The sequence below is a fragment of the Micromonospora sp. NPDC053740 genome, assembly GCF_040677775.1.
GTDB classification, from domain to species: domain Bacteria; phylum Actinomycetota; class Actinomycetes; order Mycobacteriales; family Micromonosporaceae; genus Micromonospora; species Micromonospora alfalfae.
Window position 1 is genome coordinate 816,992 of record NZ_JBFASO010000003.1, and the last position, 13,807, is coordinate 830,798.

Genomic DNA, 13,807 nt, shown 5'->3' on the forward strand with positions numbered 1-13,807 from the left:
GGGTCTGCTGCTGGTGGGCAGCCGCCTCAGCGGCCGACCGTGTTACGAGCGGATCGCCGCCTGGTCGCTGTGACCCGGCGGCGCGTCGCTGATCGCTGTGGAAGGCCTGCTGCGGAGAACCTCGCGGGCCTGGTCGGCGGCGCGGGTGATGCTCTCGCTGATGAAGTCGAGGAAGCGGGCGATGTTCTCCAGACGGGCGGCGGCGGGGGTGTGCGCGCCGAGGAGGGCGACGCCCTGGCGTGCGATCACGACGAGATGGTCGTTGGCCCGAGCGCTGGCGATCGTCGCCTGGTAGAAGAGCTCGTCGTCGACGACGTAGCGGTCGCGTCGGCGTTCGTCGCGTTCGCGGCGGACGAGGCTCTGGCTCTCCAGGAAGGTGATCGCCTTGGAGATCGACGCCGGGCTGACCTGGAGGCGTTGGGCGAGCTCGGACGCGGTGAGGCTGCCCGAGTCGGTGAGGAACAGTCTGGTCAACACCCGGGCCCCCATCCTGTTCAGACCGGAGGCCATGAGGACGGCGGTGAACGCCTCCTCGTAGTCGGCCACGGCCTGGTCGTCGCGTCCGTCTGATCGACGGGCCGCCTCGGCCCCACGGGAGGGGACGGGCTTGCGCCGGTGGGCGCGGCGCTCGGTCGCGTGGTGGGCCAGATCGGCGCGGTAGCCGGTGGGACCGCCGTTGCGCATCACCTCACGCGTGACCGTCGAGGTGGGACGGTCGAGGCGTCGGGCGATCTCGGCGTAGGGGAGGCTGTCGGCCAGCCCCAGCGCGATCTGCTGGCGTTCCTGCTGGCTGAGTCTGCCTCCCGGCATCGCGATCTCCCTCGTGGTCCCCGTGGGGCAGCGGCCCCCCGACGCCGTCACCATAGCGTTAACCCACACATCAATGCAACGAAAGCAATGGTCGTCGTTGCATTAGATTCAGGCTCGTTGCAACAATCTCACGAGATCTAGCAGCGAAAACGCCGATCTGCTGCAACAAGCTTGTTGCGTAATCCGGAAAGCAACGTAGCGTTTCCCATATCAGAAACAAAGCGCGAACCTGGGAGAGCACGATGCAGACGTTCGACACACCCGCCCCCATCTCGGCCGTCCTGGACATCCCCGCCGGACGCATCCAACTCATCGCGGCAGACCGCGCCGACACCACAGTCGAGATCCTCCCGGCCGACCCCGCCAAGAGCAGCGACACGAGGGCCGCCGAGCAGACCACCGTCGCCTACGCCGACGGCGTCCTGCGAATCACCACCGCACGTCCCGCCAACAAGCTCTTCGGCCCCTCCGGCTCCCTCGAGGTCACCGTCCGGGTGCCCGCCGACTCCCACATCGAGGGCAGGGCCGCCAGCGCCGAACTTCGGGGCGTCGGCCGCCTCGGCGACGTCGCCTTCGACGGGGCGTACCGGAACATCAAGATTGACGAGGCCGCGAGTGTTCGCCTCACCGCGATCGACGGCGACGTCGAGGTCGGCCGACTCAACGGCCCCGCCGAGATCAGCACCGCCCGGGGTGACGTCACCGTCGCCGAGGCCATCCGTGGCACCGTCGTCCTCCGTACCCAGTCCGGCGACATCTCGGTCGCGGCGGCGGCCGGCGTCTCGGCCGCCCTGGACGCCGGCACCGGCCACGGCCGCGTCAGCAACGCCCTCAAGAACGACGGCACCGTCGAGCTGGACATCCACGCCAGCACCCTGCACGGCGACATCAACGCCCGCAGCCTCTGAAAAGGACGGATCGAGATGACTGACAACCCCTCAACCAACTCCCCGTGGACCGGCATGGTGCCAGTCGACGACACGGCCCTGGCCGTCACCGACACCGGTGGCCCCGGCATCCCGGTGGTCTACCTCAACGGTCAGTTCGCCACCCAGGGCTACTGGCGGCGGGTCATCGCCGAGCTGGGCACCGAATTCCGGCACATCACCTACGACGAGCGGGCTCGCGGCAGGAAGTCGAAGCGCTCAGCCGACTACTCGTTCGAAGCGGCTGTCCGGGACGTCGACGCCGTTCTCGCCGCCCGGGGGGTGGCCCAGGCGCTGCTGGTGGGCTGGTCCTACGGAGCGGTGGTCGGGGCGCACTGGGCCAACCGGAACCCGGAGCGTGCCCTGGGCGCGGTCCTGGTCGACGGCGCGTTCCCGCACGACTGGCTCGACGAGGCCATGGCGCAACGGATCCGCAAGATGTTCCGACGGATGAACCTGTTCATGCCGCTGCTCCGCCCGACCGGCCTGACCCCACGGATGAATGCCGACCAGATGGCGGACAGTAACATCGAACTGGGCGAACTCTCCCGCGAGCGGGAACTGGGCCCGGTGCTGGACGCCATCAGCGTCCCGGTGCGGTACGTCGTCGCCTCGGGAACGTCCCTCGGAAGTCGCGGGGACGAACAGGAGCAGATCCGCGCCAGCCTCGACGCGGTGACCGCCCGCAACCCGCACATCACCATCGGGGCGAAGGTCGCCAGCAACCACGGTGCGATCCTCAAGAAGGACTTCCGCGCCGTCGCCGAGGCCGTACGCGGGGTCGCCGCCGCTGATCACGAAGACGCCCGAGACGTTCGGTGAGGTCAGGACGCGCGCGTTGACGGGTGACGCACCGTCACCCGTCAACGCGAAGCGTCAGGACGATTCGCGGGCGGCCGGGCCGCTGCCGAAGAGCACGTCGTCCCAGCTCGGCAGCCGCTTGCGCGGCTTGCCGTTGGCGTCGGTGGACTCGCCGCCGGCGGCCGCCGCAGCGCCCGTCCGTCGGGGCCGCAGCACCGCCAGCGACGGCACGGCCGGCACCTCCTTGGGCGCGTCCGAATCGTCGTCGAAGGCCGAACCCTGGCCACCGCCGAGCAGCGCGGCGGCACCCCCACCGACCGGCCGCTGCCGAGGCGCGTCCGAACCGGCCAGGGCAGCCGGGGTACGCGGCTCCAGCCCGCGACCCGACGAGGCGCCGAGCGGGCGGTCCAGGGAGGCGAGCAGGGCGTCACGGCCGGCCCGGATCGGATCGCGGCCAGGGCGCGGGTGCTCGGACGCCGCCGGCAACCCGTGCCCGCCACGACTCGGCTCACCACGCGACGGACTGGGCAGAGCGTGCCCGCCCCGCTCGGGCGCCGGCTCCTGGCCGAGGATCGGCGTGGGCCGCTCGGCACACAGGTACTGCGCCATGTCGTCGTGCGGCGTAACCACCTGCCGGGCCTTGTCCATGTCCCAGATGGCCTGCGCGGTGGCCTTGCCGGACGGCCAGGTGGCGATGATCCGCCAGGTGCCGTCGTCGCGCCGGTACGCGTCCCAGGAGATCTTCTCGGTGTCGATGCCGTGCTGGCTCAGCCGGCCGTTGACCACCTCGGCGAGCGGGGTCGGCTTCTCCGCGCCCTTGAGGCGGGTGCGGCGGGCGTGCTGGGCGAGCATCGCCCGTTCCTGCAACACCGGGCCGGCGTAGCGCAGCACCCGGTCGACGGGCACACCGGCGATCCGGGCGACGTCCTCAGCGGACTCACCGGAGCGGATGCGGGCCTGGATGTCCCGGGGGGACAGTGAGGGAATCGGGTCGACGGTGCTCGGTGCCACCGCGAGCGGCGGGGCACCCGGCTCGGGGTGCATCACACCGGCGATGCGTTCATCGATCGGCAGGGCGAGGAGGCGCCCAACCTCGTCGGCGAGCACCAGAGCCTGGCCGTCCTCGGAGAGGGCGACGAAGCGTACTGGGCGCATAACGTTGCCTCCGTCCCGCTTCGCTGGCCGCACACCACGAGTCGGCCACCCAGGCGTCTCGGACCACCGTACGCGCATCTGCCTCGGGGTGGGGGAAGCGACACCCCGCATGTCGTGACTGAGCTGCGGCGATGATCACGGTCGGTGTCCGTGGAGGCCCCGACGGACACCGACCGTGACCGAACGTCAGAGTCGCTCGACCACGTAGTCGATGGACGCGGTGAGCGCCTCGACATCGGCCGGCTCGACGGCCGGGAACAGCGCCACCCGCAGTTGGTTGCGACCGAGCTTGCGGTAGGGCTCAGTGTCAACGATGCCGTTGGCGCGCAGCGCCTTGGCGATCGCCGTGGCATCCACCCCGTCGGCGAAGTCGATGGTGGCTACCACGTTGGAACGCAGCACCGGGTCGGTGACGAACGGGGTGGCCACGCTGGACCGCTCGGCCCAGCCGTAGACAGCGGCGGCGCTCTCGGCGGTGCGCTTCGCCGCCCAGGACAGGCCGCCCTGCGCGTTCATCCAGTCGGTCTGCTCGGCGGCCAGGAAGATGGTGGCCAGCGCCGGGGTGTTGTAGGTCTGCTCCAACCGCGAGTTGTCGATCGCCGTGACCAGGTCGAGGAAGGCGGGGATGTAGCGCCCGGACGCCTTGATCTCGGCGGCCCGGTCCAGTGCGGCCGGGGACATCAGGGCCAGCCAGAGACCGCCGTCGGAGCCGAAGCACTTCTGCGGGGCGAAGTAGTAGACGTCGGTCTCACCGACGTTGACCTCCAGGCCACCCGCGCCGGAGGTCGCGTCGACCAGCAGCAGCGCGCCCTCGTCGGCACCGGCCACCCGGCTGATCGGGACCGCCACACCGGTCGACGTCTCGTTCTGCGGCGTCGCGTACGCGTCCACGCCGGACTCGGCGACCAGGGTCGGCGCGCTGCCCGCGTCGGCCTTGCGGACGGTCGGCTCACCGAGGAACGGGGCGTCCTTGACCGACTTGGCGAACTTCGCGCCGAACTCGCCGAAGCTGGCGAACTGGGCCCGGTCACGAATCAGGCCGAAGGTGGCGACCTCCCAGAACGCTGTGGTGCCGCCGTTGCCGATGACCACCTCGTAGCCCTCGGGCAGCGAGAAGAACTCGGCGATGCCGGAGCGAAGCCGGGCCACCTGGTCACGGACCGTCTTCTGCCGGTGGGAGGTGCCGAGGTAGCTGGTCGCGACCTCGGCGAGAGCGGACACCGCCGCCGGGCGGACCTTGGACGGGCCGCAGCCGAAACGTCCATCGGCGGGCTTGATCTCATCGGGAATCCGGATGATCGGTGCGTCAGCCACGGTCTTGAAGATCCTTCCGCAAGGGCGAGGGCGGGCCCGGCGACACTGCCGGCCCTCATCCTCGCACCCGGACCGGACGGCGATGGGCGGGGTCCCGGCGGTCGGTCTGAGTCCTTCGCCACAGTCGGCTCCGATAACCGACGACATGACCACTCTTCGACCCGCGACGTCGACAAGGGCCCCTCCTCGACGTCCAGCGTCGGGGAGGGGCCCTTGCCTACCAGCTCAGACGCCGTGCGGGATGGCCGCCCAGCCCTCGACGTCGGACGGCTTGCGGGTCTCCGGGCCCATGTAGAGCGCGGACGGGCGGACCAGCCGCTGCAGACGCTTCTGCTCCAGGATGTGCGCGCTCCAGCCGCCCATCCGCGCGCAGGTGAACATCGAGGTGAACATGTGCGCCGGCACCTCGGCGAAGTCCAGCACCACGGCCGACCAGAACTCGACGTTGGTGGCCAGCACCCGGTCCGGGCGGCGGGCCTGAAGCTCGGCGAGGGCGGCCTTCTCCAGCGCCTCGGCGATCTCGAAGCGCGGCGCGCCCAGCTCCTTGGCCGTACGCCGGAGCACTCGGGCGCGCGGGTCCTCGGCACGGTAGACGCGGTGGCCGAAGCCCATCAACCGCTCACCGCGGTCGAGGACGCCCTTGACGTAGCCCTCCGCGTCGCCGCTGCGCTCCACCGCCTCCAGCATGCTGAGCACCCGGGACGGGGCGCCGCCGTGCAGCGGGCCGGAGAGGGCGCCGATGCCGGACGAGATGCAGGCGGCCGCGTCCGCCCCGGTGGAGGCGACGATGCGGGCGGTGAAGGTGGACGCGTTGAGGCCGTGCTCGGCGGCCGAGATGAAGTACGCGTCGACTGCCTTGACGTGCCGCGGGTCGGGCTCGCCGCGCCAGCGCTTCATGAACCGCTCGACGATGGTCTGCGCCTTGTCGATCTCCTTCTGCGGCACCGCCGGCAGGCCGAGGCCGCGGGCGGACTGGGCGACGAAGGAGAGCGCGGTCACCGAGACCCGGGCGAGATCCTCACGGGCCTGCTCATCGGAGATGTCCAGCAGTTGGTTGAGACCCCAGTACGGGGCCAGCATGGCGACCGCGGACTGCACGTCGACGCGGATGTCACCGGAGTGCACCGGCACCGGGAACGGCTCCGCCGGCGGCAGGCCCGGCCCGAACCGACCGTCGACCAGCAGTGCCCACACGTTGCCGAACGACACCTGGCCGATCAGATCCTCGATGTCGACTCCGCGATAGCGCAGCGCACCGCCCTCACGGTCAGGTTCGGCGATCTCGGTCTCGAAGGCGACGACGCCCTCCAGCCCGGGTTTGAAATCGGCCATGTCGCTCTCCTGGATCTGGTCGGTGCGCCCGATCGCTCATCCGGCCCGATCGGCCGAGCGCCTTAGGCGACCCTCAGGGATGTGTTCGCAACATACTGCCTGCTGAGTAAGGGATACGCGACCCGCTGCGACTGTGCTGCACGCGACATCCCCGGACGCGCATTCTCCGTCCGGCTCAGTGAGACTGGGCGGGGCGGGCTGGTCAGCGCGGAAGGGCGCTGGCGGGGCCCCCGAGAAGGAGTGGGGACGTGACGGGCGACACACCCGCCCCGGCCGCGATGCGTAACGAGTACGCCGCGGACCTGGGCCTGACCGAGGCTGACCTGGCCGCCGACTGGCACACCCAGTTCGACAGCTGGTTCGCCGACGCGGTGGCCTTCGGGCTACCCGAACCCAACGCCATGGTGGTGGGCACCGCCGACTCGGCCGGCCGGCCGAGCGGGCGGACGGTGCTGCTGAAGGGGTACGACCCGGAGGGCTTCGTCTTCTTCACCAACCACCTGTCGCGCAAGGGCGTCGAGGCGACCGCCAACCCGTACGCCAGCCTGGTCTTTCCGTGGTTTCCCATGCAGCGTCAGGTGGTGGTCGCCGGACGTGTCGCGCCCGTCGACAGCGCCACGACCGACGCGTACTTCGCCAGCCGGCCGCGCGGCTCCCAACTGGGCGCCTGGGCCAGCCCGCAGTCGCAGGTGGTGTCGGGTCGGGCGGCGTTGGAGCAGCGGTACCGGGAGGCGGTCGAGCGGTTCGCCGACCAGGCCGAGATCCCGACCCCGCCGCACTGGGGAGGGCTCCGGGTCCAACCCGACTCGGTGGAGTTCTGGCAGGGCCGGGCCGGGCGGTTGCACGACCGGCTCCGCTTCCGTCGCCCCGACGAGGGTGACTGGATCGTCGAGCGGTTGGCGCCGTGACGGGTGTGCGGGAGACCCGGCCGCGCGCAGCGCGCCGCTGGGCGATCGACGTACGTCCGCTGCGGGTTCCGGCGTACCGCCGGCTCTGGCTCGGCAACACGGTGGCGATGTTCGGCTTCCAGTTCACCGCCGTAGCGGTGCCGGTGGAGATGTACGCGCTGACCCGGGACTCGTTCTGGGTGGGCCTGCTGGGGATTGCTGCCTTCGTACCGTTGCTGGTCTTCGGGCTCTGGGGCGGCGCGGTCGCCGACGCCCGCGACCGGCGTGCGGTGCTGCTCGGCGGCTCATTGTTGCTTTGGGCATCCACTCTCGGGCTGCTGCTCCAGGCGCTGTTGAACGTGGGCAGCCCGGTGCTGCTGCTGGCGTTGATGGCGGTGCAGTCGGTCGCCTTCGCGATCAGCTCGCCGGCGCGCAGCGCCATGCTGCCCCGGCTGGTGCCGGAAGACCTGGTGGTGTCCGCCTCCACCCTGAACTACACGACCTTCACCGCCGCTTCGGTCGCCGGCCCGCTCGCCGCCGGCCTGATCCTCGCCGCCTCGCCGGACACCACTGTGGTCCTGCCGATCGCCTACGGGCTGGACGCGGTGCTGTTCACCGCGATGCTCTGGGCCGCGCTGCGGCTACCCTCGCTCCCGCCCGAGCCCACCGCCGACGGTCAGGCCCGGCGGGCCGGCCTGGCCAGCGTCATCGACGGCTTTCGCTACCTGGCCACCACCCCGGTTCTGCTGCTGTCCTTCGGGGTGGACCTGATCGCGATGATCCTCGCCATGCCACGGGCCCTCTTCCCGGAGATCGCCCACGAGCGGTTCGGCGGCGGTGGCGCGGTCGGTCTGCTCTACAGCGCCATCGCGATCGGCTCGATGATCGGAGGGCTGACCTCCGGCTGGATCGGCCGGATCCGCCGGCAGGGGCTCGGCCTGGTGCTCGCGGTGGTCGGCTGGGGACTGGCGATCGCCGTAGCCGGGTTGGCCCACCAACTCTGGTTGATGGTCGTGCTGCTCGCCGTGGCCGGCGCCGCCGACCTGATCAGCGCGGTGCTGCGTCAGTCGATGCTGCTGGTCTACGCACCGGACCGGATGCGCGGCCGGCTCCAGGGCGTGAACACGGTGGTGGTGGCGGGTGGCCCACGCCTGGGCGACCTGCGCGCCGGCACCATGGCCGCCGGGTTCGGTGGCGGGGTGGCCTGGGTGGCCGGTGGGCTCGCCTCCGCGGTGCTCGTGGTGGTGCTCGCCGTCGCGTTCCCGGCGCTGCTGCGCTACCGGGCGGCGACGGCGTCGAGCGGCGACCGGACCTGACCGGTTAGGGTCGCCGGCATGGAAAGCCCTGATCCGCGCCCGTTCTCCGGCGCCCAGTGGACCATCTCCGCCGCCGGTCACGAGGCCGTCATCGTGGAGGTCGGCGGTGGGCTCCGGACGTACCGGCACGACGGCGTCGACCTGCTCGACGGGTACCAGACCGACGAGGTCTGCCCCGGTTGCACAGGGCAGGTGCTGGCACCCTGGCCGAACCGGATCCGCGATGGTCGCTACTCGTTCGACGGGCGGACACACCAGCTTTCGCTGACCGAGCCGGAGCGGCACGTGGCCATCCACGGGCTGGTCAACTGGGTGCCGTGGCAGTTGCTGGAGCAGTCGACCGACGCCGTGACGGTCGGCTACGACCTGCCGCCGCAGCCCGGCTACCCGTGGCCGCTGCGGCTGCGCAGCCGGTGGAGCGTCGACGCGGACGGGCTGCGCGCCGAGCACGAGGTGACGAACATCGGCGGGGAACTGGCCCCGTTCGGCTTCTCCGTGCACCCGTACCTGCAACTGCCGGGCGTCGCGGTGGACGACCTGGTGCTGCGGCTGCCCACCCGGAGCCGGGTGCTGGTGGACGGTCGGCTGCTGCCGGTGGGGGTGACCCCGGTGGCCGGCACCGAGTACGACTGGACCAGTCCCCGCCGGATCGGTGCGGCGGTGCTGGACTCCTGCTTCGGCGAGGTGATCCGGGACGTCGACGGTGGTTCGTCGGTGAGCCTCGCCGCGCCGGACGGTTCGGCCGCCGTGAGCATCTGGGCGGACGCCGAGTTCGGCTGGTGGCAGGTGTTCACCGGGGACGCCCTCACCGGCGAACGGCACCGCCGCTCGGTGGCGGTCGAGCCGATGACCTGCCCGCCGGACGCGTTCCGGTCGGGCAAGGACCTGCTCACCCTCAAGCCCGGCACCACCTGGCGAGGTGCCTGGGGCATCCGCCCCGGCGCCTGATGGAGTTCGCCGAGGTCGTCCGCCGACGGCGGATGGTGCGCAACTACGACCCGGACCGCCCGGTCCCGCCCGACGTGGTGGACCGGTTGCTCGACCACGCGGTCCGCGCGCCGTCGGCCGGCTTCGCCCAGGGCTGGGGCTTCCTGGTGTTGGAGGAACTGGCCGATCGGGACCGGTTCTGGGCCGCCACCACCCCCGCTGGCGGTGGGCGGGAGCGCTGGCTCGCGGGCATGCGCCGGGCACCCCTGATCGTGGTGCCGCACGCCAACGAGTCGGCCTACCTACGGCGGTACGCGGAGCCGGACAAGGGCTGGATGGATCAGTCCACGGACCGGTGGCCGGTGCCGTACTGGCACGTGGATGCCGGATTCGCGGCGTTGCTGATGTTGCTCACCGCCGTGGACGAGGGGCTGGGGGCGTGCTTCTTCGGCATTCCACCGCAACGGCTCGCCGCCTACCGGGACGCGTTCGGCGTGCCGGCCGAGTACCAACCCATCGGTGCCGTCACAATCGGTTACCGTGCGGCCGACCATCGGTCACCATCGTTGCGCCGTGGACGTCGCCCGATGGACGAGGTGGTGCGACGCGGGCGGTGGAACTGACGCGGACGTCCCGTTCGTCCGGTTGAGGATCGGACGAGCGATAGCGAAACTGACATCAGGGAGCAGAACGTAGCGTGCGCTGGCCGGCTAGGCTGGCACGGTCATCGGTGCCGCGCCGCGCGGTGCCCGCCGCGGCCCGGCTCGGCGCCGTCGGTCGGCCCGGCCACGGGGAGGGGAGCGTGCCGTCGTGATCTTCAGAGCGGTCCGGGACGGGCGTCCCTATCCGGAGCACAATCTGACGCTCAAGCAGTGGGCGGAGATCCCGCCCAGGCCACTGCGCCTGGATCAGATGATCACCACCAAGCGCGAGTTGGCGCTGGACAAACTCCTCGCCGAGGATTCCACCTTCTACGGTGACCTCTTCCCGCACGTCGTGCAGTGGAACGGCGGGCTCTACCTGGAGGACGGGCTACACCGGGCGCTGCGCGCCGCCCTCCAGCAGCGCAACCAGATCCACGCGCGGGTGCTGGTGCTCTCCGAGCCCATCGAGTGACGAGCCCTTCTTTCCCCCACTGAACCTTCGTTAGGGTGGCGTCCATGACCGCTGCGCTGGACCTGCTCGACCTGGACCCGTCGCTCAGCGAGGAGGAGCGGCAGATCCGCGACGTCGTCCGCCAACTCGTCGACGACCGGGTGCGACCCCACGTCGCCGACTGGTACGAGGACGGCAAGGTGCCCGCCCGGGAACTGGCCCGCGAGTTCGGCAAGCTCGGCCTGCTCGGCATGCACCTGACCGGCTACGGCTGCGCCGGCGCCTCCGCCGTCGCCTACGGGCTGGCCTGCCAGGAACTGGAAGCCGGCGACTCCGGCCTCCGATCCCTGGTCTCCGTGCAGGGATCGCTCGCCATGTACGCCATCTGGCGCTACGGCAGCGAGGAGCAGAAGCAACGCTGGTTGCCGTCGATGGCCACCGGTGAGGCGATCGGCTGCTTCGGCCTGACCGAGCCGGATCACGGCTCCGACCCCGCCTCGATGGCCACCCGGGCCCGCCGTGACGGCGACGACTGGGTGCTCACCGGCGGGAAGATGTGGATCACCAACGCCCCGATCGCGGACGTCGCGGTGATCTGGGCGCGCACCGACGAGGGCGTACGGGGTTTCGCCGTACCCACTGACACTCCCGGCGTCACCACCCGGGAGATCCGCCGCAAGATGTCGCTGCGCGCGTCGGTGACCGGCGAGATCGTGCTCGACGACGTCCGGCTCCCGGCCGACGCCCAACTGCCCGAGGCGGTCGGGCTCAAGGCACCGCTGAGCTGCCTCACCGAGGCCCGCTACGGCATCGTCTGGGGCGCGGTCGGCGCCGCCCGCGACTGCCTGGAAACCACACTTGCGTACGCGAGCAGCCGCACCCAGTTCGGTCGCCCACTGGCCGGCTTCCAACTCACCCAGGCGAAGCTCGCCGACATGGCCGTCGAGCTGGTGAAGGGGCAACTGCTCGCGCTGCACCTGGGCCGGCTCGCCGACGCCCAACGGCTGCGGCCCGAGCAGGTCAGCGTGGGCAAGCTGAACAACGTGCGGGAGGCCCTGGCCATCGCCCGGCAGTGCCGCACCATCCTCGGCGCCAACGGCGTCTCCGGTGAGTACCCGATCATGCGGCACGCCAACAACCTGGAGAGCGTGCTGACCTACGAGGGCACCTCCGAGATCCACCAACTGGTCATCGGGCAGCGACTCACCGGGCTCTCCGCGTTCGCCTGACCTGCTCGTTTGTCACTTCCTGGCGCTCACCGAGCGACTGTCGTATCGGGGCCGTACCGTCATTGACAGACGACGTGTCTGACGAGGACGGTGAGCGTGATGGCCCGCGACGCTGGCAGCAACGAGCCCACGAGAGAGTTCCCCGGTTACCCGACCGGTGACGATCTCAAGGCGCGGTCGACCGCGACACCCGAGTGGACCGCTGACACACCTGGTGCCCCCGGTGGGCCTGGTGGTCCCGCTGGTCCCGCTGGTCCTGATGGGTCCGATGGGCCCGGTGGCCCGCCGAGCGGTGGCGACGCCCCCGGCGGTGGCGGTGGGGCCGCCCGCGGCCTGCTCCTGCTGCTCGGCGCCGCCGCGCTGGCAGTGGTCGTGCTGCTCGGCATTCAGGCGACCGGGATCCTCCCGGAGTTCCGCAACCCGTTCGCCAAGGAACAGACCGACCGCAGTCAGCCACCACTGCTGAAGTCGATCCAGGACCTCAGCCGATACGTGGCCGCGGAAGGCAACTTCCAGGTCGTGGTCGACACGCAGAACGACCGGCGCAACGTCCCAGACTTCCTGCTCAACGAGCGCACCCTGTTCGTCGGGGCCGGCAGCGTCGAGGCGTACGTCGACTTCACCAAGATCGGTGAGGGTGCCGTCGTCCAGTCCGCCGACGGCAAGTCCGTCGAGATCAAGCTGCCCGCGCCGCAGCTCGGCGAGACCAACCTCGACATGGAGAAGAGCTACGTCTTCGCCGAGCAGCGCGGCCTGCTCAACCGGCTCGGTGACCTGGTCGGCAACGACCCCAACCGGCAGCAGCAGGTCTACAAGCTCGCCGAGGACCGGATCACCGCCGCCGCCCGGGACAGCGGGCTCTCCGCCCGAGCCGAGGAGAACACCCGCAAGATGCTGGAAGGGCTGCTCCGCTCCCTCGGCTACCAGCAGATAACGGTCACCTACATAGCCCCCTGACCTGCCCCTCGGTACCCCGAAGCGCCCGCCCCGACGTCCGTCGGTGCGGGCGCTTCCGTCTGGCCCCCGCAGTTGGGCGGCCGCCTGAAGGTCCAACCCCGGGGGTGGCCCCGGCGCGGTCGCGGCGGTCGCGGGTGGGTCCCGGGCGGTCCCGGCGCGGTCCCGGCTGGTCCCGGCGCGGTCCCGGCTGGTCCCGGCGCGGTCCCGGCTGGTCCCGGCGCGGTCGCGGATGGGCTCGGCGGTCTCGGGGTGGTCCCGGCGGTGCCGGGCGGTCCCGGCGGTGCCGGGCAGTCCCGGGCGGTCTCGGGGTGGTCCCGGCGGTGCCGGGCGGTCCCGGCGGTGCCGGGCAGTCCCGGGCGGTCTCGGCGCGTTCCGGGGCAGTCCCGGCTGGTCCCGGGCGGTCTCGGCGCGGTCCCGGCGGTCCCGGCGGTCCCGGCGGTCCCGGCGGTCGCGGGCAGTCCGGGTGGTCCCGGCGGTCGCGGCGGTCGTGGGTGGTCCCGGCGCGGTCCCGGGCTGTCCGCGGCGGTGGCCGGGCGGTCCGGGGCGGTCCCAAGCCCTGCCCTGGCCGAAGTTGACCACCGACCTACCGGATCTGCGATGCCGTTGGGCTGCGATACGAGCAATCTTGGACAGTTTCCGTTAGCAGGGCGGGCTCAACCGGTGGTTGCAACACCGAGAAGTTGGGTCATCTTCTCACCTGGGGTTGCCCAGCCCAGGGTCATGCGGGGGCGGTCGTTGAGTTCGTCGGCGACGTGGTCGAGGCCGGTTTGGTCGATGGTGGTGAAGTCGAATTGGCCTTTGGGGAAGTACTGGCGTAGTAGCCCGTTGGTGTTTTCGTTGCTGCCGCGTTGCCAGGGGCTGTGTGGGTCGCAGAAGTAGACCGGGCAGTCAGTGGCGATGGTGAAGTCACGATGGCGGGCCATCTCCACGCCCTGGTCCCAGGTCAGCGAGGCGCGTAAGCGTTGCGGGAGCCAGGTCATCGCCGCGGCCAACTGGGACACGACGTGTTCGGAGACCTTGCCCTCAGGCAGTCCGACCAGGATCACGAACCGGGTAGC

The 13,807-nt window shown here is 71.2% G+C and carries 14 protein-coding genes; 9 read left to right on the forward strand and 5 right to left on the reverse strand.

What is annotated here, in order from left to right; translation table 11 throughout:
* Positions 1-42: 42 nt before the first annotated feature.
* Positions 43-810 (reverse strand): helix-turn-helix domain-containing protein, encoded by a 768-nt coding sequence (locus tag AB0K35_RS12655; protein ID WP_363885236.1) that lies wholly within the window; start codon positions 808-810, stop codon positions 43-45.
* A 242-nt stretch (positions 811-1,052) separates the two neighbouring features.
* Between AB0K35_RS12655 and AB0K35_RS12660 the strand changes: the two genes are divergently transcribed.
* Together AB0K35_RS12660 and AB0K35_RS12665 are read left to right on the forward strand one after the other, a co-directional pair.
* Positions 1,053-1,718, forward strand: a complete 666-nt coding sequence (locus AB0K35_RS12660) for a DUF4097 family beta strand repeat-containing protein (RefSeq protein WP_238668889.1) — start codon at positions 1,053-1,055, stop codon at positions 1,716-1,718.
* Positions 1,719-1,733: 15 nt separating this feature from the next.
* Entirely contained in the window at positions 1,734-2,558 is an 825-nt protein-coding gene (locus AB0K35_RS12665) for an alpha/beta hydrolase (RefSeq protein WP_238668890.1), read from the forward strand.
* A 54-nt stretch (positions 2,559-2,612) separates the two neighbouring features.
* Here the strand turns inward: AB0K35_RS12665 and sepH are convergent, their stop codons facing one another.
* The 3 genes from sepH to AB0K35_RS12680 all read right to left on the reverse strand — a co-directional run bounded on the left by sepH (position 2,613) and on the right by AB0K35_RS12680 (position 6,338).
* A complete protein-coding gene (gene sepH, locus AB0K35_RS12670) occupies positions 2,613-3,692 on the reverse strand; it encodes a septation protein SepH (RefSeq protein ID WP_238668891.1) in 1,080 nt (359 codons plus the stop codon).
* 186 nt (positions 3,693-3,878) lie between these two features.
* Entirely contained in the window at positions 3,879-5,006 is a 1,128-nt protein-coding gene (serC, locus tag AB0K35_RS12675) for a phosphoserine transaminase (protein WP_363885239.1), read from the reverse strand.
* Positions 5,007-5,231: 225 nt separating this feature from the next.
* On the reverse strand, positions 5,232-6,338 hold the full coding sequence (locus tag AB0K35_RS12680; protein ID WP_210782815.1) for a citrate synthase 2: 1,107 nt from the start codon (positions 6,336-6,338) through the stop codon (positions 5,232-5,234).
* A 278-nt stretch (positions 6,339-6,616) separates the two neighbouring features.
* Here AB0K35_RS12680 and pdxH point away from each other — a divergent pair, with 278 nt between their 5' ends.
* From pdxH to AB0K35_RS12715, 7 genes are all read left to right on the forward strand, one after another.
* On the forward strand, positions 6,617-7,246 hold the full coding sequence (gene pdxH, locus AB0K35_RS12685) for a pyridoxamine 5'-phosphate oxidase (RefSeq protein WP_238668912.1): 630 nt from the start codon (positions 6,617-6,619) through the stop codon (positions 7,244-7,246).
* Positions 7,243-8,541, forward strand: a complete 1,299-nt coding sequence (locus AB0K35_RS12690) for an MFS transporter (RefSeq protein WP_238668893.1) — start codon at positions 7,243-7,245, stop codon at positions 8,539-8,541. The genes pdxH and AB0K35_RS12690 overlap by 4 nt, the downstream gene beginning before the upstream one ends.
* An 18-nt stretch (positions 8,542-8,559) precedes the next feature.
* Positions 8,560-9,489 (forward strand): aldose 1-epimerase family protein, encoded by a 930-nt coding sequence (locus tag AB0K35_RS12695; protein ID WP_363885240.1) that lies wholly within the window; start codon positions 8,560-8,562, stop codon positions 9,487-9,489.
* Positions 9,489-10,091, forward strand: a complete 603-nt coding sequence (locus AB0K35_RS12700) for a nitroreductase family protein (RefSeq protein WP_363885242.1) — start codon at positions 9,489-9,491, stop codon at positions 10,089-10,091. The genes AB0K35_RS12695 and AB0K35_RS12700 overlap by 1 nt, the downstream gene beginning before the upstream one ends.
* A gap of 187 nt (positions 10,092-10,278) precedes the next feature.
* Entirely contained in the window at positions 10,279-10,584 is a 306-nt protein-coding gene (locus tag AB0K35_RS12705) for a type II toxin-antitoxin system VapB family antitoxin (RefSeq protein WP_030329612.1), read from the forward strand.
* 44 nt (positions 10,585-10,628) lie between these two features.
* Complete coding sequence (locus AB0K35_RS12710; protein ID WP_363885244.1) at positions 10,629-11,792, forward strand: acyl-CoA dehydrogenase family protein; 1,164 nt, start codon at positions 10,629-10,631, stop codon at positions 11,790-11,792.
* Positions 11,793-11,891: 99 nt separating this feature from the next.
* Complete coding sequence (locus AB0K35_RS12715) at positions 11,892-12,749, forward strand: DUF4230 domain-containing protein (protein ID WP_363885246.1); 858 nt, start codon at positions 11,892-11,894, stop codon at positions 12,747-12,749.
* 653 nt (positions 12,750-13,402) lie between these two features.
* Here AB0K35_RS12715 and AB0K35_RS12720 read toward each other — a convergent pair.
* The coding region (locus AB0K35_RS12720) for an IS30 family transposase (protein ID WP_363885248.1) at positions 13,403-13,807 on the reverse strand (405 nt) is incomplete at its 5' end.

Coding starts and splice junctions, on each gene's coding strand:
- AB0K35_RS12655 (WP_363885236.1), bottom strand. CDS start 810: ATGCCGGGAGGCAGACTCAGCCAGCAGGAACGCCAGCAGATCGCGCTG.
- AB0K35_RS12660 (WP_238668889.1), top strand. CDS start 1,053: ATGCAGACGTTCGACACACCCGCCCCCATCTCGGCCGTCCTGGACATC.
- AB0K35_RS12665 (WP_238668890.1), top strand. CDS start 1,734: ATGACTGACAACCCCTCAACCAACTCCCCGTGGACCGGCATGGTGCCA.
- sepH (WP_238668891.1), bottom strand. CDS start 3,692: ATGCGCCCAGTACGCTTCGTCGCCCTCTCCGAGGACGGCCAGGCTCTG.
- AB0K35_RS12680 (WP_210782815.1), bottom strand. CDS start 6,338: ATGGCCGATTTCAAACCCGGGCTGGAGGGCGTCGTCGCCTTCGAGACC.
- pdxH (WP_238668912.1), top strand. CDS start 6,617: ATGCGTAACGAGTACGCCGCGGACCTGGGCCTGACCGAGGCTGACCTG.
- AB0K35_RS12695 (WP_363885240.1), top strand. CDS start 8,560: ATGGAAAGCCCTGATCCGCGCCCGTTCTCCGGCGCCCAGTGGACCATC.
- AB0K35_RS12700 (WP_363885242.1), top strand. CDS start 9,489: ATGGAGTTCGCCGAGGTCGTCCGCCGACGGCGGATGGTGCGCAACTAC.
- AB0K35_RS12710 (WP_363885244.1), top strand. CDS start 10,629: ATGACCGCTGCGCTGGACCTGCTCGACCTGGACCCGTCGCTCAGCGAG.
- AB0K35_RS12715 (WP_363885246.1), top strand. CDS start 11,892: ATGGCCCGCGACGCTGGCAGCAACGAGCCCACGAGAGAGTTCCCCGGT.